The 20,153-nt window shown below is 72.1% G+C and carries 15 protein-coding genes; 12 read left to right on the top strand and 3 right to left on the bottom strand.

Features of this window, described 5'->3' with window-relative positions:
* The first annotated feature begins 34 nt into the window (after window positions 1–34).
* From AC0680_RS21880 to AC0680_RS21870, 3 genes are all read left to right on the top strand, one after another.
* Complete coding sequence (locus AC0680_RS21880; protein WP_478631203.1) at window positions 35–1,372, top strand: copper amine oxidase; 1,338 nt, start codon at window positions 35–37, stop codon at window positions 1,370–1,372.
* 100 nt (window positions 1,373–1,472) lie between these two features.
* Complete coding sequence (locus AC0680_RS21875) at window positions 1,473–2,723, top strand: SAV2148 family HEPN domain-containing protein (protein ID WP_384431645.1); 1,251 nt, start codon at window positions 1,473–1,475, stop codon at window positions 2,721–2,723.
* Window positions 2,724–2,743: 20 nt separating this feature from the next.
* Window positions 2,744–6,115 (top strand): AfsR/SARP family transcriptional regulator, encoded by a 3,372-nt coding sequence (locus AC0680_RS21870; protein ID WP_478631200.1) that lies wholly within the window; start codon window positions 2,744–2,746, stop codon window positions 6,113–6,115.
* A gap of 37 nt (window positions 6,116–6,152) precedes the next feature.
* Here the strand turns inward: AC0680_RS21870 and AC0680_RS21865 are convergent, their stop codons facing one another.
* Window positions 6,153–6,980, bottom strand: coding sequence for an SDR family NAD(P)-dependent oxidoreductase (locus AC0680_RS21865; protein WP_478631198.1), 828 nt, complete (start codon window positions 6,978–6,980; stop codon window positions 6,153–6,155).
* 200 nt (window positions 6,981–7,180) lie between these two features.
* Here AC0680_RS21865 and AC0680_RS21860 point away from each other — a divergent pair, with 200 nt between their 5' ends.
* The gene (locus AC0680_RS21860) at window positions 7,181–7,906 is read left to right on the top strand and encodes an exonuclease domain-containing protein (protein WP_478631196.1); all 726 of its coding nucleotides are present in this window, start codon (window positions 7,181–7,183) and stop codon (window positions 7,904–7,906) included.
* A 115-nt stretch (window positions 7,907–8,021) separates the two neighbouring features.
* On the opposite strand, the gene AC0680_RS21855 is transcribed toward AC0680_RS21860, so the two are convergent.
* Window positions 8,022–8,912 (bottom strand): aminoglycoside phosphotransferase family protein, encoded by an 891-nt coding sequence (locus AC0680_RS21855; RefSeq protein ID WP_478631195.1) that lies wholly within the window; start codon window positions 8,910–8,912, stop codon window positions 8,022–8,024.
* 227 nt (window positions 8,913–9,139) lie between these two features.
* On the opposite strand from AC0680_RS21855, the gene AC0680_RS21850 reads away from it, so the two are divergent.
* From AC0680_RS21850 to AC0680_RS21820, 7 genes are all read left to right on the top strand, one after another.
* Entirely contained in the window at window positions 9,140–10,078 is a 939-nt protein-coding gene (locus AC0680_RS21850; RefSeq protein WP_478631194.1) for a carbohydrate ABC transporter permease, read from the top strand.
* A gap of 101 nt (window positions 10,079–10,179) precedes the next feature.
* A complete protein-coding gene (locus AC0680_RS21845; RefSeq protein ID WP_478631191.1) occupies window positions 10,180–11,010 on the top strand; it encodes a carbohydrate ABC transporter permease in 831 nt (276 codons plus the stop codon).
* The gene (locus AC0680_RS21840; RefSeq protein ID WP_478631189.1) at window positions 11,010–12,338 is read left to right on the top strand and encodes an ABC transporter substrate-binding protein; all 1,329 of its coding nucleotides are present in this window, start codon (window positions 11,010–11,012) and stop codon (window positions 12,336–12,338) included. Before AC0680_RS21845 ends, AC0680_RS21840 begins: the two co-directional genes overlap by 1 nt.
* A gap of 494 nt (window positions 12,339–12,832) precedes the next feature.
* The gene (locus AC0680_RS21835; RefSeq protein ID WP_478631187.1) at window positions 12,833–14,038 is read left to right on the top strand and encodes a S8 family peptidase; all 1,206 of its coding nucleotides are present in this window, start codon (window positions 12,833–12,835) and stop codon (window positions 14,036–14,038) included.
* A 207-nt stretch (window positions 14,039–14,245) separates the two neighbouring features.
* A complete protein-coding gene (locus tag AC0680_RS21830) occupies window positions 14,246–14,836 on the top strand; it encodes a TetR/AcrR family transcriptional regulator (RefSeq protein ID WP_478631186.1) in 591 nt (196 codons plus the stop codon).
* Window positions 14,833–16,320, top strand: a complete 1,488-nt coding sequence (locus AC0680_RS21825; RefSeq protein WP_478631184.1) for an MFS transporter — start codon at window positions 14,833–14,835, stop codon at window positions 16,318–16,320. Before AC0680_RS21830 ends, AC0680_RS21825 begins: the two co-directional genes overlap by 4 nt.
* A 54-nt stretch (window positions 16,321–16,374) precedes the next feature.
* Window positions 16,375–17,466, top strand: coding sequence for a glycosyltransferase family 2 protein (locus AC0680_RS21820; RefSeq protein WP_478631181.1), 1,092 nt, complete (start codon window positions 16,375–16,377; stop codon window positions 17,464–17,466).
* A gap of 45 nt (window positions 17,467–17,511) precedes the next feature.
* Here AC0680_RS21820 and AC0680_RS21815 read toward each other — a convergent pair whose 3' ends face one another.
* Window positions 17,512–19,128 (bottom strand): ADP-ribosyltransferase domain-containing protein, encoded by a 1,617-nt coding sequence (locus AC0680_RS21815; protein WP_478631179.1) that lies wholly within the window; start codon window positions 19,126–19,128, stop codon window positions 17,512–17,514.
* A gap of 335 nt (window positions 19,129–19,463) precedes the next feature.
* Here AC0680_RS21815 and AC0680_RS21810 point away from each other — a divergent pair, with 335 nt between their 5' ends.
* Window positions 19,464–20,141 carry a macro domain-containing protein gene (locus tag AC0680_RS21810; protein ID WP_478631177.1) on the top strand — a complete coding sequence of 226 codons (678 nt, stop codon included), beginning with the start codon at window positions 19,464–19,466 and terminating at the stop codon, window positions 20,139–20,141.
* The last annotated feature ends 12 nt before the right edge of the window (window positions 20,142–20,153 follow it).

Genomic DNA, 20,153 nt, shown 5'->3' with positions numbered 1-20,153 from the left:
TCGACCTCCACTCCTTCGCAATGGAGCCGCCACCATGCGCCAAAGACGCACCACCGGCACCCCGACCCACCGCCCTTACCGGCGCGCCGCCGCCCTCGCCGCGGCCCCGCTGCTCGCCGCGACCGCCCTGCTGACCGGCCCGGCCGCCCAGGCCGCCCCCGAGACCCCCGCCGCCGCGCCGGCCCCCGCGCCCCAGTGCAGCGCCGCCTACCGCATCACCCAGGCGCTCGACGGCGGCACGGTCTGGCGGATGTGCTGGCACTACGAGGGCAACGCCGGCCTGGTCCTGGACGACATCTCCTACCAGCCCAAGGGCGAACCCGCACCGATCAAGGTGCTCACCACCGCCAAGCTCGCCCAGATCCACGTCCCCTACGACGACGGCACGAACGAGTACGACGACCTCACCGGCCAGGGCTTCGCCCAGGGCCTGCAGAAGCTCGCCCCCGCCGAATGCCCCGGCGGCACCATCAAGACCGTCAAGGTGCCCGGCGCCTGGGACCCCGCGCACCCCGAGGTCAACGGACTGTGCGCCACCACCCGGGCCCGCGGCCACGCCTACCGGCTGGGCGCCTACCCCGGCGAGAACACCAAGACCTACCAGCTCCAGGGCAACGACCTGCTGCTCTACACCGTCAACAAGGTCGGCTGGTACGAGTACATCACCGAGTGGCGGTTCTCCGGCGACGGCACCATGACCATGCAGGTCGGCGCCACCGGCACCGTCTCACCGGGCGACTACGACGCCGGTGACGGCCGCGGCATGCCCATCGGCAAGGGCGCCAAGGACTACGCCACCAGCCACAGCCACAATGTCTTCTGGCGGCTGAACTTCGGCCTGGACGGCTCCTCCGGCAACAAGGTCGAGCAGTTCGACTCCGCCACCACCACCCGCACCGGCGGCCGCACTCCCACCATCCGCACCACCCGCACCCCCGTCACCAAGGAGCTGGCCGGGGACGCCGGCCCGATGCGCTGGTGGCGGGTGGTGAGCGCCACCGGCAAGAACAAGGACGGCCACCCGCGCTCGTACGAGATCGTGCCGGGGCACACCAGCAAGTACACCGGCCGCGGCTACACCAAGCACGACATCTATTTCACCGACTACAAGAAATGTGAGCAGTTCGCCAGCAACAACCTGGCCAACTGCGGTGCGCGCGGCGGCAAGAGTGTCGACGCCTGGGTCAACGGCCAGCCGCTGAAACACCCCATCGCGTGGGTCAACATCGGGTTCCATCATGTCGCCAGGGATGAGGACCAGGAGCCGATGCCCGTCCACTGGCAGGGCTTCCAGCTGGCTCCGCGCGACGTCACGGCTATGAATCCGCTCACTCCGCCCGCGCTGTCCGGTCACAACGGGCACTATGAATAAGGGGAGTTGACAGCCGACTCGACCCATCCTGCTGCACCGTCTCCCGCACCGCAGTAGTCTGCCTTGATCGTTGGCACGGGGGTTCGGGAGGCGGTGGCAGGTGAGCGGCGGGCTGGAGTTGCCCCCTGGTGACGAGAGTCACGAGGCTCAAGAAGGCGGCTCCGTCGACGCACCGCCCGGCGCGGTGTCCCTGGCACGGCCGCTGGAGATCGGGGCGGAGCTGGACTGGGGCGCCGACGCCTGGAGCGAGGTGCGTACCCGGGCCCGCCGGGCCGGTCGTGCCTACATCTGGCTGAATCTCGTGGAGCAGCGGCTGCGGGCCGTGGTCGCGGCGGTCCTGCGGCCCATCTACGAACCGGTGCACGGCGACGAATGGGTCGTCGCCGCGGCCGGCCCCGCCGGGCAGGAGTGGGTGCAGCGCGCGGTCGCCGTCCGCGAGGTCAGCCGCCGCAAGGGATACCTCCTCGACCCCGCCGACGACAACATCGTCAGCTTTCTGACGCTGCCGCAACTCCGCGAACTGATGGTCCAGCACTGGCCCTGCTTCGAGCCGTACTTCGACGACCGCCGCGAGGTCGAGCTGGCCCTCGACGAGCTGGAGGTCGCCCGCAACATCGTCTCCCGCAACCGCGCCCTGTCGCAGACCGTCCTCGCCCAGGCCGAGCGCGCCTCCGCCCGGCTCCTGGACATCCTCGGCTCCGGCACCGGCACCCGGATCTCCGGCCGGCTGCCGATCGACGCGGTGGAGGACCTGGTCGGCGACCGCTACGCCGATGTCGTCGGCGTGCACCCCGACCGGGTCCGCCTCCAGCGGCAGCTGCCCGCCGAGGACCTCTTCGGCGGCGCCCGCCGCCTCGACGCCGTCGGCATAGGCCTGAACCTCCTCGTCCAGAACTACTCCGGCCGACGCCTGGTGCGGCTCGCCGAATCCGGCTGCCGGGTCCGGCTGCTCTTCCTGAACCCCGCGAGCAGCGCGGTCCGCCGCCGGGAGCGCGAAATCGGCCTGAAGAAGGGCGAGATGAGCCGCTCCATCGAGATGAACATCCTCCATATGCGGCGGGTGCGCGCCCGTCTGCGGGACCCCGGCGCCTTCGAGATCCAGGTCTTCGACGAGACCCCGCGCTTCACCGCCTACCTCGTCGACGGCGACGGCCCCGACGGTCTGGCCGTCGTACAGCCCTACCTCCGCAAGAGCCGGGGCATGGAGTCCCCCGTCCTGGTGCTGCGCGGCGGCTCCCGCGAGGTCGTCCGCCAGGACGCCCGCGACGGGCGCGACGGCGACCACGGCCTCTTCGAGACCTACCGGGAGGAGTTCGAGAGCATCTGGGCGGACTCGCGGCCGGTCTCCTGACCACCTCGTACGGTTGACGCATGCAATTCCGCGTACTGGCTCCGCTGGACGTGCGGACCGCCGACGGCGCTCGCGCCCCCGTCCCGGAGAAGAAGGTACGGGCGTTGCTCGCCGCGCTGCTCGCGCACCGCGGCCGCCCGGTGTCCGCGACCCGGCTCATCGACCACCTCTGGGGCCGGCGGCCGCCCGCGAACCCGACCGCCTCCCTCCAGAGCAAGGTCTCCCAGCTGCGCCGCGCCCTGGACACCGCGGAGCCCGGCGCCCGCAAACTGGTGACGGCGGCCCCGCCCGGCTACCGGCTGGACATCCCGGCCGACGCCCTGGACGCCGCCCGCTTCACCGCCTTGACGGCCCGCGCCCACGCGGCCGCCACCGCGCGGGAGCGGGCCGGCCTGCTCGGTGAGGCCCTGGCGCTGTGGCAGGGCCCGGCCTTCGCCGGATTCGCCGACGACGACCTGGTGCGCCCGGTGGCCGAGAGCCTGGAGGAGCAGCGGCTGACCGCCTTGGAGGAGCGGGCCGCGGCACGCCTGGAGCTGGGCGAGCACACCGCCCTGACCGGCGAGCTGACCGCTCTGGCGGCCCGGCACCCGTTGCGGGAACGGCTGCGTGCGCTGCAGCTGACCGCCCTGTACCGGGCCGGACGGCAGAGCGAGGCGCTGGCCGCGTACGGCGCCGTACGCGCGCAACTGGCCGAGGAGCTGGGGGTGGACCCCGGTGCCGAGCTGACCGCGGTCCATCAGGCGATTCTGCGGCAGGAACCCTGGGAGGCGAGCGGCGCGGGTGCCGGGCACTCCGGGGCCGCGGCGGTGGCGGCCGCCGGCCCCGCCCCGCGCCCGCGCACCAACCTCCCCACCCCCCTCACCGAACTCCTCGGTCGCCAGGACGCCGTGGACCGGGTCGGCCGGCTCCTCGCGACCACCCGCCTGGTGACGCTCACCGGCCCCGGTGGCGTGGGCAAGACGCGGCTCGCCCTGGAGACCGCCGGCCGGTCCGCCGACGCCTTCCCGGACGGCGTCTGGCTCGTGGAACTGGCCGCGCTGAGCCGCGCGGACGACGCCGCGGGCGGGCGTGCAGCCAAGTGCACCGCCGCCGAGGTGGCCGAGGCCGTACTGGCCGTGCTCGGTATCCGGGAGGGCGCCGCGGCCGGCCCGGTGGCGGAGCGGCTCGTCGGCGCGGTACGGGGCAAGCGCCTGCTGCTCGTCCTGGACAACTGCGAGCATGTCGTCGAGGCGGCCGCCGAGGTCACCGCGGCGCTCCTCGCCGCCGCGCCGGAGCTCCGGGCGCTGGTGACCGGCCAGGAACCGCTGGGCCTGGCGGGCGAGGTGGTGTGGACCGTACCGCCGCTGGAGCCGGCCGGCGCCCGCGCGCTGTTCGCCGCCCGCGCCGGCGCCGCCGACCCCGGCTTCGCGCTGGACGCCGACACCACCCCCGTCGTCGCGGAGATCTGCCGCCGCCTGGACGGCATCCCGCTCGCCCTGGAGCTGGCCGCCACCCGCGTACGCGCGCTGGGCGTGCGGGAGTTGAGCGCCCGGCTGGACGACCGGTTCCGGCTGCCGGCGGCCGGCCGGCGCGGTGCGCCGGCCCGGCAGCAGACCCTGCGCGCGATGATCGACTGGAGCTGGGAGCTGCTGGGCCTCCCCGAGCGCACCGTGCTGCGCAGACTGGCCGTACACGCGGACGGCTGCACCCTGGAGGCCGCCGAGACGGTCTGCGCGGGCGACGGCATACGGCCCGACGAGGTACTGGATCTCCTGGTCCGTCTTGTGGACCGCTCCCTGGTGGCGGTGGCCCCCACGCCGTACGGAGTGCGCTACCGCCTGCTGGAGACGGTGGGGGCGTACTGCCTCGAACGCCTGCGGGAGGCCGGAGAGCTGACCGCGGTGCGCCGCCGCCACCACGACTACTACACCGAACTGGCCGAGCGCGCCGAGCCGTTGCTGTACGGGGCGGACCAGCGGAAGTGGCTGGAACGGCTCGACCAGGAGGCCGCGAATCTGCGGGCGGCGCTGGACGGCTGGGTCCGCGGCGGCGCGGCGGACCGTGCGCTGCGCCTGGTCGACGCACTGGCCTGGTACTGGTTCCTGCGCGGCCGGCTCGCGGAGGCGGGCCGCTCGCTGGAGGCGGCGCTCGCGGTCCCCGCGCCGCCCGGTGCGGACCCCGAGGGGGACGGCACCACGGCCTTGGCGGGGCGCCGGCTGCGAGCGGCCGCCTGGCAGGTCGGGATGGCGTCCCTGGCGGGCGGCGACGCCGACCCCGTGCGGCGGGCGGCCGACGTACTGCGGCGGTACGAGGAGCACGAGGAGCCGCGGGACCGGGCCTGGGCACAGTGGTTCCTGGGGTACGCCCAGGTGGGCCTCGGCGACAGCGCGGTGGCGGCGCGTCGGCTGTCGGAAGCGCTGGCCGCCTTCCGTGCGCTGGGCGACCGCTGGGGCACCGCCGCTGCGCTGAGCAGCCGCGCCCGGCTGGCGGGCGGCAGGGAGCCGGCCGCGCGCCGCCGCGACGCGGAGGAGAGCGCCGCCCTCTTCGCCGAACTGGGCGACCGCTGGGGCCAGTTGCAGGCGGCCGACGCGCTCGGCGCGATCGCGGAGATCACCGGCGACTACACCCGGGCGGCCGGGCTCCATCGGGACGGGCTGCGGATCGCCGAGGAACTCGGCCTGGGGATCCAGGCCTCGTACCAGCTCTCCGGCCTGGGCCGGATCGCGCTGCTGACCGGCGAGGTGGCCGCTGCCCGGGACTTCCACGAGCGGGGCCTGCGGCTGGCCGCCGAACACTCGCACCGGCGCGGCGAGATGTTCGCCGAGACCGGACTCGCGCTCGGCGCCAGAAGGGAGGGCCGCCTCGAGGACGCCGAGGCGCATCTGCTGCCCTGGCTGGAGTGGTGCCGAGGGCGGGACGGCGACCCCGGTACCGCGTTCGTCCTGGCCGAGCTGGGTTTCGTGGCCGAGCTGCGGGGCGATGCGCCGGTCGCCCGCCGCCGCCACCTGGACGGCTTCGCGGCGGCCCGCGCCACCGCCGATCCCCGTGCCGTCGCGCTGGCGCTGGAAGGCCTGGCCGGTGCCCAGGCGCTGGGCGGCCGCTTCGCCTCCGCGGCCCGGCTGTTGGGCGGCGCCGGCGCGCTGCGCGCCGCGGCCGGGGCGCCGCAGCCCGTCGCGGAGCGCGGTGACGTCGCGCGCGGTACGGCCGCGGCGCTCCGGGGCCTGGGCGGGCAGGCCTTCGCGGCGGCGTACGCGAGCGGCGCGGAGACGGCACCGGACGCGCTGGTGGCGGAGGTGAGCACGCCGGCGGAGGCGAGCGAGGGGACGGCGGCGGTCGGAGCGGGCAGGACGCGGACGGCGGGGGAGGCGGTGGGGGAGAGGAAGGCGCGGACGGCGCTGGAGGGCGGGCGGTGAGGGGGCGCGGCGGCGACGGCGGCGCGGCGGCGGCGTCCTACGGTGTCCCCGTGATGCCCCCGTCGACCCGCAGCTCGATTCCGTTGACGTAATCGGCGCGCGGGCTCGCCAGATAGGCCACCGCGGACGCGATGTCCTCCGGCCGCCCCAGCCGCCCGACCGGATTCGGCGCGTACCGCGCGACGATGTCCGCCTCGTCCGGCTCGTCCTGCTCGCCGAGTTCGCCCGCCGCGTCCGACCCGCTGCCGCCCCCGTCGCCCGCCGCGGTCCGTTCCTGCCACATGCGGTGCATCGACGGGGTGACGATCACTCCCGGGCTCACGCAGTTCGCGGTCACCCCGCTCCCCGCGAGGTGCCTGGCCAGGCTCGTGGTCATGTTCACCACGGCCGCCTTGGCCGCCGAGTACGTCACCATGTTGGGCAGCGGTGTGCGTACGGCCCGGCTGCCGATGGTGATCACCCGGCCCCAGCCGTGCGCGCGCAGCGAGGGCAGCAGCGTCTGGCTGACCCGCACCGTCGGCAGCACATTTCCCTCGAAGGCGGCGCGCCAGTCGGCGGGCCGGGAGCTCTCCCAGTCGTGCTCGGTGAACGGACCGGCGTTGTTGACCAGGATGTGCGCCCCGAAGTCGCGTGCGGTGAGGGCGACCTGTTCGGCGACGCCCGGTTCGGTCAGGTCGCCGAGCACCACCTCCGCCCGTACCCCGCGGCGCGCGATCCGCTCGGCGACGGCCGCCGCGGCCCCGGCGTTCCGCCCGTGGACGAGCACCTCGCAGCCCTCGTCCGCCAGCGTCTCGGCGATGGTCGCGCCGATCCCCGAACTGCTGCCCGTCACCAGCGCGCCGTGTCCTGCCAGCCGTAGGTCCATGGCGGTCAGCCTAGGGGGCCCGCGCGACAGGGGCGCCCGTGCCGCGACGGGTGGCCGGTGGATTGTCAGTGGTGCGTGGGAGAGTGGGCGAGCAACGGGGGAAGTACCACCGAAGGAGGCCGCATGAGCGAGGGCAGCGAGCGCAGGGAACGCGGGTGCGTGCCGCGCGAGTGCGAGGCCGAGCGAAGCGAGGTTTCGGCATGAGCTGGCATCAGGAGCTGCTGGTCGGCTTCGACCTGGAGACGACGGGCACAGACGTCGAGCAGGACCGCATCGTCACCGCCGCCCTGGTCCGGCTGGAGGGGGACGGCCGGGCCGCCGCGAAGCGGACCTGGCTGCTGGATCCGGGCGTGCCGATTCCCGATGAGGCCGCGGCCATACATGGCATTTCGACCGCATATGTCCAAGAACACGGGCAGTCGCCGGCGGCGGCCATAGAGGAGATCACCGAGGAGCTGGCCGAGGCTCTGCGCGCGGAGATCCCCCTGGTGGTGATGAACGCCCGCTACGACCTCTCCCTCCTGGACCGCGAATGCCGGCGCCACGGCCTGCGGACGCTGACCGACCGGCTGGGCCAGGCCCCCGCGCCGGTCATCGACCCACTCGTCCTCGACAAGCACGTGGACCGCTACCGCAAGGGCAAGCGCGCGCTGCAGGCGCTGTGCGGCCACTACGGCGTCCGGCTGGAGGACGCACACGAAGCGGGCGCGGACGCGGCGGCCGCCGCCGGTGTCGCCCGCCGCATCGGGGAGAAGTACCCGGCCGTCGCCCTCCCCTCGCCCCGCGCTCTGCACGCCCTCCAGGAGCAGGCCGCCGCCGAGCAAGCCGCCTCGTTCCAGGCGTACTTGCGGCGCTCCGGCGACCCCCGGGCGATAGTCGAACCGGCCTGGCCGCTGATTCCGTACCAGGCCGGTCCGGTCCGGTAGCGCGGCCGCCCGTCCGCGGCGCGCCCCGGTCCGTCCTCGTATGGGCCGGGCCGCGGCGCGGATGCCGTAACACCGCTCCTGCCCGCGGCACGGACGCGCCACCTCGCTCCCGGCCTCAGAAGGGATACCACCGCACCGTCGCGTCCTTCTCCCGCAGTGAGGCGATCCGGCGGCGGAACTCCTTGAGCGCCGACGGGTTTCCGGGTGCGTGCTGCGAGACCCAGGCGCAGCTCGCCGTCTCCCGCGACCCGCGCAGCACGGCACAGCCCTCCCAGTCCCGTACGTCCCATCCGTAGACGGACACGAAGGTGTCGTAGGCGTCCGGGCCCAGGCCGTAGCGGTCCCGGCTGAGCGCCATCACGACCAGATCGTGTTCGCGCAGATCGGAGGAGAAGGTCTCCAGGTCCACCAGTACCGGACCGTCGGGTCCGACATGGACGTTGCGGGTCAGCGCGTCGCCGTGGATCGGGCCGCGGGGCAGATGCGGCTCCAGCGCCGTGGCGGCGGCCGCGAACGCGTCGCGCCGCCCGCGCAGATACTCCGCGTCCGGCGCGGACACGGCGTCGCCCGCCAGCCGCAGCCAGCGTTCGACACCGCCCAGCAGCTCGCGCCGGGGCAGCGCGAACGGCGGCTCCGGCAGGGCGTGGACCAGCTTCAGCAGCGCGGCGAGATCCTGCGGCCCGGCCGGGCGGACGGCCTCCGGCAGCCGCTCCCAGTACGTCACGGGGTGCCCGTCGACGAGCGTGGCCACCGGTTCCGCGGCCCGCACCGCCGGTACGCCCGCGGCCGCCAGCCATTGCGCCACGCCCAGTTCCCGCTCGGCGCGCTCCAGGAGTTCGGCGCTGCGGCCCACCCGTACCACCGGACCGCCGTCGCCGAGGGCGAAGACGGCGTTCTCGCCGAGCGCGAGCAGCCGGGCGTCGGCCGCCGCGTCCGGCCGCCCGGCCGCGGCCAGTACGTCCCGGGCGCGTGCCTCGGTGAAGGCGGCGGGGCTCGGTTCGGTCATGGTGATGCCTCCTGCGGTGCGCGATCGCGACCAGTGTCGCAGGACACCTCGCCACACCCTTCCCGCGGGGAGTTCCGCCGTGGATCGCGACCGGGACCTTGACTGCCGTGGCGGCCCTCACGACGATGACGGCGGCCGACTGGGGACACGACGGCGGGCGAACGGGGACGGGGGAGCGCGATGGCACAGGCGCCGAAGACGGGCACACGCGGCGGGGAGCCCCCGCTGTGACCCTCGCGACCGCGCCCCGGCGGTCCACCGCGGCGGATACGGGCCGCGCCGGGAGCGCGCGGCGCGACCACGGCGCGTGGTTCCTCGTGCTGCCCGCCCTGCTCCCCATCCTGGTGCTGAGCGTGGGGCCGCTGCTGTACGGCATCGGGCTGGCCTTCACCGACGCCCAGTCGGGCCGGGTCCAGGCCACCCGGTTCGTGGGACTGCTGAATTTCTCCGACCTCTTCCAGGACTCCCTGTTCTGGGATTCGTTCCGGATCGGCCTGTTATGGGCCTTCGGTGTCACCGTCCCGCAGTTCTTCCTGGCCCTCGGCCTCGCCCTGCTGCTCCATCTGAACCTGCGGCTGCGCTGGCTGGCCCGGGCGCTGGCGATCATTCCGTGGGCGATGCCCGAGGTCGTCGTCGGCATCATGTGGCGGCTGGTCTACCACCCGGACGCCGGTGTCCTGAACGAGACGCTGCGCGGCGTCGGCCTGTCCGGAGCCGACGGACGTGACTGGCTGAGCGGGCTGGCCACCGCCCTCCCCGCGGTCGTCGTCGTCGGCGTATGGGCCGGGATGCCGCAGACCACCGTCACCCTCCTGGCCGGTCTGCAGAACGTGCCGCACGAGCTGCACGAGGCCGCGGCCATGGACGGTGCGGGGGCCTGGCGCCGCTTCCGCACGGTGACCTGGCCGGCCATCAGGCCCGTCGCGCTCGCCGTCACCGCCCTCAACTTCATCTGGAACTTCAACTCCTTCGCCCTGGTCTATGTGCTGACCGACGGCGGACCCGGCGGCCGCACCAGGCTGCCGATGCTCTTCGCCTACGAAGAGGCCTTCCGTTACGGGCAGTTCGGGTACGCCGCCACGATGGGCCTGGCGATGGTCGCGGTGATCTCGGTACTCCTGGCCTGCTACCTGGTCGGCCGGCTGAAGGGGGAGGACGACCGGTGAACGGTGCGCGGCGGACGAGCGGGAGACCGCGAAGGAGCGCCACGGCGGCGACGAGCCGGACGGAGCGCGGCGCCCCGCGCCGGACGGCAGGCGCTCTTGCCGTGCGGCGCACCGCCACCCGCACCGGCCAGTACACCGCGCTCCTGGCCTACCTCCTCTTCCTCGCCTTCCCCTTCCTCTGGCTGCTCTCCACCGCGTTCAAGCCACCGCGCGAGCTGGGCAGCATCCACCCCACGTGGATACCGAAGGCGCCGACCCTGGAGAACTTCCGGCAGGCCTTCGAGCAGCAGCCGCTGCTGGCCGCCGCGGGCAACAGCCTGCTGGCCGCCGCGGTCTCCGCGCTGATCGCGGTCGTGCTGGCGACCCCGATGGCGTACGTCCTGGCGCGCTACCGCAACCGGCTCTCGCGGGCCGCCACGGGCTGGGTCGTCATCAGCCAGGCCTTCCCGCTGGTGCTGGTGATCATCCCGCTGTTCCTGGTCCTGAAGGGCCTGCATCTGGTGGACTCCAGAATCGGTCTGATCATGGTCTATGTGGTCTGGTCGCTGCCGTTCGCCCTGTGGATGCTGACCGGCTACGTCCGGGCGGTGCCGCCCGAGTTGGAGGAGGCCGCCGCCGTGGACGGCGCCGGCCGGGTGCGTACGCTCGTCTCGGTGACCGCGCCGCTGCTCGCGCCGGGCATCGTGGCCACCGCGCTGTTCGCCTTCATCACCGCCTGGAACGAGTTCTTCTTCGCCCTGGTCCTGCTCAAGTCGCCCGGGAAGCAGACACTGCCGGTCGTGCTGACCCACTTCCTCGGGGCGGAGGGCGTCGCCGACCTCGGCCCGCTCGCCGCCGCGGCGCTGCTGGCCACCCTCCCCAGCCTGCTCCTCTTCGCCGTGATCCAACGGCGGATCACGGGCGGGATGCTCGCCGGGGCGGTGAAGCACTGATGCGGGCCGGCGACGAGACGACGACGGCCGCCCCCATCACCCGTCGCAGGCTGCTCGCGGCCGCCGCCGCACTGCCCGCCGCGGCGCTGCTGCCGGGCTGTGCGGACGACCGGCGCCGCCGTGGGGCCGGCGGCCGCATCACGCTGCGCTTCCAGTCGCTCGCCTGGCAGCAGGACTCCCTCAAGGCCAACCGGCAACTGGTCGCGGAGTGGAACCGACGGCACCCCAAGGTCCAGGTGCAGTATGTGCAGGGCGCCTGGCCCACCGTCCACGACCAGCTGCTGACCTCCTTCGAGGGCGGCGAGGCCCCGGACATCATCCACGACGCCTCCGACGACCTCGCGGACTTCGCCTACGGCGGTGATCTCGCCGACCTCACCGACCTCCTGCCGCCGCGCCTGAAGCAGGACATCCCGCGCCGGAGCTGGGAGAGCGGCACCTTCAACGGCCGGATCTACGGTGTCCCGTTCCTCCAGGAGCCCCGGGTGCTGATCGCAGACCGCGGCAGGCTGCGGCGCTCCGGGGTACGTATCCCCACTCCCGAACACCCCTGGACCTGGCAGGAGTTCGCCGAGGCGGCCCAGCGGCTGACCCGCGGCACCGGCCACGGGGTCGCCTGGCCGCTCAAGGAGCCCGTTTCGGCCACCCTCAACCTCGCCCTGTCCACGGGCGGCCGGATCTTCCACCGCCACCCCGACGGCAAGGTGGAGGTCCGCTTCGACGCCGTCGACCAGGTGGTGCCGCGCACCATCCACGACCAGCTGAACGTCGACCGCAGCGCCTCCCGCGCGACGCTGGGCATGGGCGGCTCCGACACCCTCCCGGGATTCTTCGCCGGCCGCTACGCGATGGTGCCGCTCGGCTTCTCCTACCGTCAGCAGATCGCTCAGCAGGCCCCCAAGGGCTTCGACTGGACGGTGCTGCCCGCCCCCAAGGGCACCGCGCTCGCCCAGGGCGTCAGCCCGCAGACCCTGTCGGTCGCCGAGGACTGCCCGTACAAGGAAGAGGCGATGGCCTTCATCGACTTCCTCCTCCGGCCGGCGAACATGGTCCGGCTCGCCCTGGGGGACTGGATGTTGCCGACGGGTCAGGAGGCGCTGGCGGACCCGGCGCTGCGGATGCGGCGTCACGACTGGGCGACGGGTACCGCACTGGCCGGGTCACTGCGTTCCGCCCCCGCGCAGTCCGTTCGCGGCTACCCGGAGTGGAAGGACAAGATCGCGACTCCCGGGCTGCAGGAGTACTACAGCGGCGCCATCGGCCTGAACACCCTGCGGGAGCGACTGGTCGAGGACGGCAACGTGGTGCTGGCGCGGTATCAGCGCTGAAGGAGGCGGTGGGGCCGGCCACGCCGACGGGGCGCAGTGGTCCGCCCCGCACCAGGGCGGCTGAGGCCGGCGCGCGGGCGCTGCGCGAGGCGGTGCCGTTTCCGGTGCGCGACCCCGAAGTGGCCGCGTGGGCCGTGCGGTTGACCCGCCAGGTGGCGAGCGAGGGCGGCACCCGTCGGGCGGCGGACCTCATCGCGTCCGCGTTGCCCGAATGGGTCCGGAACGGTCCTCAAATGGGCCCGAACCTGCCCTCTGTTGCGTGAAAGTAAACGGAGTTGAGCCTGAATGCTTCAAGTCGCAAGATCTTTTGCCCGGTTCTGGCGCCCTTTGAGATTTTTGCAGGCTTGTTGCTTATCTCACACGGCCGGGTCCCCCTTGAATTGGACTCGTCAATCAGACAGGGTTTCGAGCCAGCCCGACGCAGATTTTCCTGTGTACACGGGCTGTTGACGCAACGCTTTCCCCCCACACCAAGAACGAGGAGAACCCTCGCAATGGCTCACAAGCGTTCCAGCAAGAAGCGGCTGATCACGTCGATAGCCGCCGCGGTCGCCGCGACGGGTGTCGCCGCGGTCACCGCCGTCACCGCGGGCGCATCCCCGGCCCCGGCCGAAGGCAAGATCTACGGAGCCGAGGCCAAGGGTGCCGTGAGCGGCAGCTACATCGTCATGATGAAGAAGTCGGTCCGCACCGCGCAGAGCGGCGACCTGGCCGCCAAGTACGGCGGCGAGGTCAAGCGGAACTACTCCTCCGTCGGCGGCTTCTCGACCACCGGCCTGAACGAGGAGGAGGCCAAGCGCCTCGCCGCCGACCCGGCCGTCGACAAGGTCGTCCAGAACAAGAAGTTCCACATCGACGCCACCCAGGACAACCCGCCGTCGTGGGGCCTGGACCGCATCGACCAGGCGGACACCAAGGGCGACAAGAAGTACAACTACCCCGACAGCGCCGGTGAGGGCGTCACCGCGTACGTCATCGACACCGGTGTCCGCATCAGCCACAAGGACTTCGGCGGCCGCGCCAGCTCCGGCTTCGACGCGATCGACAACGACGACAACGCCGACGACGGCAACGGCCACGGCACGCACGTCGCGGGCACCATCGCCGGCGAGGCGCACGGTGTCGCCAAGAAGGCGAAGATCGTCGCCGTCCGCGTGCTCGACGACCAGGGCTCCGGCACCACCGAGCAGGTCGTCGCGGGCATCGACTGGGTCACCAAGAACCACAAGGGCCCCTCGGTCGCCAACATGTCCCTCGGTGGCGGCGCGGACGAGGCCCTCGACGCGGCCGTGAAGAAGGCCATCGACTCCGGTGTCACCTTCGCCGTCGCGGCGGGCAACGAGTCCGCCGACGCGGGCCAGGGCTCCCCGGCGCGCGTGAAGGAGGCCATCACGGTGGCCTCCAGCACCGACAAGGACGAGCAGTCCGACTTCTCCAACTTCGGCAGCGTGGTGGACCTCTACGCCCCCGGCTCCGACATCACCTCGGACTGGAACACCGGCGACGACGCCACCAACACCATCTCCGGTACGTCCATGGCGACCCCGCACGTCGTCGGTGCCGCCGCGGTCTACCTGGCCGGTCACCAGGACGCCAAGCCCGCGGACGTGGAGAAGGCCCTGACCGAAGGTGCCACGCCCGACAAGATCTCCAACCCGAGCGAGGGCACGCCCAACAAGCTGCTGAAGGTCGTCGAGTAGTCGCCTCAGCTCCATGCGCCGGCCGTCGCGCTCGCCCCCACGGGGCGCGGCGGCCGGCGTCGTTGTATGCCGCGAGCCCCGCACGCCGTCACCGCTTCACCGTTGACGGGGTGCGGGGCTCGTTCGCCTGACGGGGTGCGGGGCTCGGCCGTCCCGAGTCGTCCCAGTCGCGTAGACACTGTCTACGCACTCTGGTAGACAGTGTCCATGAGTGAACCCGCACAGGACCCGGGCCTGCGTGCCCGGTTGGTCGAGGCCGGTGTCGACCTGGTGAACAGCCAGGGCGCACAAGCCCTGTCGCTACGGGAGATCGCCCGCCGGGCCGGGGTCTCCCACGGGGCCCCGCGCCGGTACTTCCCGACCCACCTGGCCCTGCTCTCCGCGATCGCGCGACAGGGCTTCACCGAGCTGGCCGCCGCGGCCACCGAGACCCTCGGCACCGGGCGGACGGACCCGCGGTCCCAGCTCACGGCGTTGAGCAGGTGCTACCTCGACTTCGCACGGACCCGCCGCGGCATGTACGAGCTGATGTTCCGTCACGACCTGCTGGAGAGCAACCAGCACGGCCTGCGGGAGACCAGCCTGCCGCTGTTCCGCCTCCTCGTGGACCTCGTCGCCCGCGTGCGGCCGTCCACCGGCCAGGCGCCACCGGTGGTCGCGGGCGCGCTGTGGGCGAATCTGCACGGCATCGCCCAGCTGTGGGGATGGGGCAGCCTCCAGCTCGCGACACAGGCCGACGACGTCGAACCGCTGCTGCGTGCAGTACTGGACGCACACCTCGGGCTGGAGGAGCGATGACCTCGATCCGCCATCGGCGCCTCACCCTCGCCGGCAGCATCACCGGAGCCGCGATCGTCGCCCTGGACGGCACCGTGCTGACGGTCGCCCAACCCACCCTGCAGCGGGACCTGCACGCCTCGTTCGCACAGGTCCAGTGGACCAGCACCGGCTACCTCATCGCCGTGGCCGGCCTGCTGGTCTTCGCGGGCCGCCTCGGCGACCGGTACGGTCACCAAAAGGTCTTCGCCACCGGGATCCTCGGCTTCGGCGCCGCTTCGGCGGGTATCGGCCTGGCACCCGGTGTCGGCTGGGTGATCGGTCTGCGCGTCGCCCAGGGGGTCTTCGGCGCGCTGCTGCAACCGGCCACGCTGGGGATGCTGCGCGCCGCGTACCCGCCCGACCGGCTCGGCATGCCCCTCGCGCTGCGCACCAGCGCCATCGGACTGTCGGCCGCCGCCGGCCCGGTGGTCGGCGGCGCACTCGTCGCCCACCTGGGCTGGCGGGCAGTCTTCTTCCTCAACGTGGCACCTGCGGCGCTGGCCGGAGTACTGGCTCTCGTCGTACGCCTGCCCGCGGGGGCCCCGCAGGCGCCGCGGCGTGCCGCCGCCACCCGGCTCGACCTGCCCGGCGCCGGCCTGCTCGCGATCACCCTGGTGTGCCTGGTCCACACCCTCGTCGCCCTGCCGGAGACGGGGTGGACGACGACCGTCGTGCTGGCGCCGGTCGCGGCGGCGGTCGCCGGTGCCGCCTTCGTCCGGCACGAGCGGCGCACGGCGAACCCGCTGGTGCCGCCAAGTGTGCTGGTTTCAAGGACCGTTGCCGCCGCGCTCGGCATCCTCCTGTCCGCTTCGGCCGCCCTGTTCGGCACCCTCTTCGTCGCCACCTACTTCCTGCAGGACGTCCTCGGTCTGGACCCGCTCCAGTGCGGCCTGCGGGTGCTTCCGCTGGCCGTGATGATGGTGCTGAGCGCACCGGCCGCGGCCGTGCTGCAGCGCCGGTACGGCCCTCGCCGCACCTCCGCCGTGGCGATGGCCCTGGTGACCGCCGGCATCCTCCTCCTCGCCCAACTCGACCGGGGCTCAACGGCGTTGATGATCGGCGCGGGCTGCTTCCTGCTCGGGGCCGGCTTCGGCGCCGTGATGGTCACCGCGACCGCCGTCATCGTGCGGCATGCGTCCGCGGGCGACGCCGGGGTGGCCGGCGGGCTCCAGCAGACCGCGATGAACATCGGCCCCACGCTCGGCGTCGCCACCGCGACCATGCTGACCGGCCTCACCGCCGCGACGAGCCGCACGCTGGTGGCTCTGGCGGTCGTCGCCGCACTCGGCGCCCTGGCCGCCCGCGCACTGCCCTCGCGTCACACGGGCAACTCGCCCGCGGCCCCCGAGAGTTATCCACAGGAGGCGACCTCCGGAACCGCTCCCCGCTCGACTTCGCTACCGTCGGTGACATGCACGGAGGACTGCCGTTCATCGGCATCAGCACCATCATCTACGGCCTGATCGGCCTGACCGCCGCCGCAACCGGCGCGATCCGTACCACGGGGGGAGCTCGTCATGCACACCATCACCGTCATCGTCCCTGCTCACAACGAGGAGGAGGGGTTACCGGCCACGCTGGAGTCGCTCGCGTGCCAAACGCTCCGGCCTGACCGGATCCTGGTCGTGGACGACGCCTCCACGGACCGCACGGGCGAGGTCGCCTCATCACACGGCGTGACGGTGCTCCGCCCGCCGCGCAACCTCGGCAGCAAGGCCAAAGCCCAGAACTACGCCCTTCCGCACTGCACCACCGACCTGGTCCTGGCCGTCGACGCGGACACCGTCCTCGCCCCGGACTACATCGAGACCGTCGTCCCCGTCTTCGACGACCCGACCGTCTCCGTCGCCGCGGGCATGGTCCGCACCCGTCACACCCGCACGATCTGGGAGCGCGGACGCTCCACCGAATACCTCTTCGGCTTCCACTGGCACCGCCCCATCCAGGCCCGCGCCAACAGCCCCATGGTCTGCTCCGGCTGCTGCTCCGTCTTCCGCCGCGACGACCTCATGTCCTTCGGCGGCTTCCCCGAGCGCACCATCGTCGAGGACATGGACTACACCTGGTCCCAGCAACTCGCCGGCAGACGCGCGGTCTACGTCCCCGACGCGGTCGCCCTCGCCGCCGACCCGGAAGACCTCACCTACCTCCGCAAACAGGTATGGCGCTGGATGGCCGGCTTCTGCCAGAACGTCCGTCTCCACCTGGGCCGCCTGATCCTGAGAAAGCCCCTCCTGGCGCTCTGGGTGCTCCTCGCCCTCTTCGAGATCGTCACCGCCCCCCTGTGGTGGGCAACGCCCTTCCTGGCCGCCGCCACCACCGGTCAGCCGCTCCCGCTGACCGTCACCTGGTGGGCCGGAGCCGAACTCCTCCTCACCACCCCGCCCCTGATCTACGCCGCCCACCGCCGCAAACTCCCGTTGACCGGCGTCCTGTTGAACCTCCCCTGCGTCTACGCCACCAAGGCCGTCAACCTCGTCTATGCCTGGAAGGCCCTCGTCGTGGAACTTCTCCTGGTGCCGCTCCATCTGGCGCGGGGTCTGACGGTGTACGAGAAGGGGCGGGCCGACACTCCGGCCGGACGGACGGCGATGGCGGGAGCGGGGTGAGTACGAAAGGTCATCAGGCAAGCCGCCGGGGCGGCGCCTGCCTGCTCAGGACACGAGGGTCTGCTCGGCCAATTCCGTCAGCTTCACGGTGCACAAGCCGCCGCGCTCGGCATGCACGTTCGTCACCTTGAGCTGCGTGCCGGGCGAGAGGATGAACTCCTCCTCGTCGGTGAACGCGGAGAATCTGTGGATTCCCACGGCCCGGACGGGGAGGACCTCGAAGAGCGTCCGCTTGCCGCGGTTGCCGAGAAAGGCCCGGGCCACGCTGAGCTTGGACGTGCAGGAGGACACGCCCCACCAGGTCACGGTCCGTCCGAGTGGGTACTGCGCACGCAGGTCCAGCGACACCCCGCGCCACAACGACTCCGTACGGGCGGGCAGCCGTGACATCGCCGAGAACAGCAGCCGCAGATAGGGGAGGTAGGGAATGATCCTGGTCCGGTCCGGAGAGCGGAGGATGGCGTTGATCTCCCGGTAGAACGCGGACTCGCAGGTATAGAGGTAAAGGGCGGCGATCGCGTCGGCGGACAGGCTGTCGGCCAGCTCGTCCGCCCGCCTCTTGCCGAATTCATGGGACAGCTCGACGTGTCGATCGAGCCCGGACAGCAGCTTGGCCACCGGGCCGACGGCGTCGCGGAAGTCCATGAGCGGGGTGTCGAACACACCGGTGATCGCGGGGAGGACGAGCCCCTCGTCTTTGACGCCGGCGAGGCGGTCGAGGTAGAGCTGATGAAGCTCCATGGTGGAGGCGATGAAGGCGCCCATGCGTGCGGCGAGGTCGCCGTTGGTCCCGTCGGCCTCCGCCGCGAGCTCGTTCCACCCTGTGCTGGGCAGCCAGTCGATCTCATCGGCGCCCAGCGACGCGAGGGCCGCGTTCACCGTTCCGAAATGGTCGCCTTCACAGAAGATGTCGCCCTGCGCCGCGGGATTGGGGTGGTCGATATGCCGGACCTCGACCTCGGGGTACTTCTCCTGGAGCCGGAGGACGACCTTCTTGAGATTGCGCGCGTGGGCTCCCCACCATGCGAAGACGACACCGCGGTCCTCCTCGTCGGCGCGCTGTTTGGCCCTGAGGATCTCTTCGACGATCCGCTCGGCGACCGGACGCCAGAACGCGGTGTGCCGGTCGGGCCCCGTCGCCCCGTCACTGCTGGCGGTGAGTGCCGCGTTCAACAGCAGGACACCCTGCGTGAGCATCGCCTGGAACCACTCCGGTGGTTGGACGGCGTCCTGCTCCTTCAACAGCGCGCGAACATCGGCGATCGGGGTCTTTTTGGGTATGCCGTACTTCCACATCGCCGCGGCCTTGATGATGCAGCGGATACTGACGACCCTGCCGAACTGGCTGTCTTTCCAGTCGTGGAAGGTGTTGTCGAACATGGCGATACCCGTGGCGCTTTCCGGCCGCGGGTACGGATTCTGGCCGAAGACGACGACCTTCCATTTGTGCGGCGGATTGGGCTTGAGCGCCTGGAAGGTCAATTCACGGACGGGGACGACTTCCGGTCCGCGGTCCGAGCCCATGAACGCGGCCGCGTCCGGCTGTGCCTCGATGACCGGCTTCAGCAGGGGAAGCCACGGCTCACCGCCGTCCTTGAACAGTTCGGCGAGGGCCAGCGGGTCATTCGGGTCGGGCGTGGCAGGCGTGTGGGCATCGCTCATTGTGGAGGAACTCCGCATTGTCGAAACGTGTTTCAGGGCATGATGGGGCGCGGTGGAATGGAGGCGTGGTGCGATGAGGTAGTCGATTTCGGCGCAGCGCGCTGGATGTGATGCTGGAAAACCTCAAAAGCCATGCATGTGGGCAGGCGTCGACTCTCGTCGAAGGTGTGGGAATCCAAGGCCTGACCGGCAGAAGTCTGGCGGCAGGCTAACACCGGGTCCGTGCGCTGGCAATCGTGACGAGAGGTCACGAACCTTCGCCGGCAGCGGCGTTGTCAGTGGCGCAGGGTAGCGTCGTGAGCGGTGGAAGGACCGTCTCTCAGGGGGAGTGCATGATGACCGTCAACCGCGTTCAGTCGCCGCTCAGGGTCGTGCTGACCGACATCAACACGCAGGTGGTGGAGGCCTGGCGGGCGGCGTTCGCCGACACCCCCGGGATCGAGATCCGCGAGGGCTCGATCCTCGATGAGGAGGTCGATGCGTGGGTCAGTCCGACCAACTCCCGGGGCCGGATGGACGGCGGGGTCGACGCGGTCATCAAGCGGCACATCGGGGCGGGCATCCAACTGCGGGTGCAGCGGGCGATCCGCGACCAGTTCGGCGGAAGGCTCCCGGTGGGCAGCGCGGTGTGTGTGCGGTCCGGGGCGGTCAACCCGAAGTTCCTGATCTCGACGCCGACGATGGAAGCCTCTCACCAAGACGTGAGCGAGACCCTGAATGTGGCCCTCGCATGCGCCGCCGCGTTCCAGGCGATCCACCGGCAGAACAGGCAGGCGCCGGGAAGCATCGAGTCGGTGGTGCTGGTCGGCATGGGCGCCCATACGGGCCGGGTGCCGGCGCAGGTGTGCGCCAACCTGATGTGGACGGGCCACACGTTGTTCCACGACTTCCACTTCGAGGACTACGACGAGCTGCGCAGCACGATCATCGCGCAGCTCGACGACATCGAGAACGCACCCGACGAGAGGCGGGTACGCATCGCCGCGCCCCAGCGCCCCGCCTCTCGTCGCTGACGGGCTCGTGTG

This window comes from Streptomyces sp. NPDC043738 (genome assembly GCF_056436545.1).
Note: the sequence above shows the minus strand (reverse complement) of the source record. Positions and strands in the feature narration are given on the sequence as shown.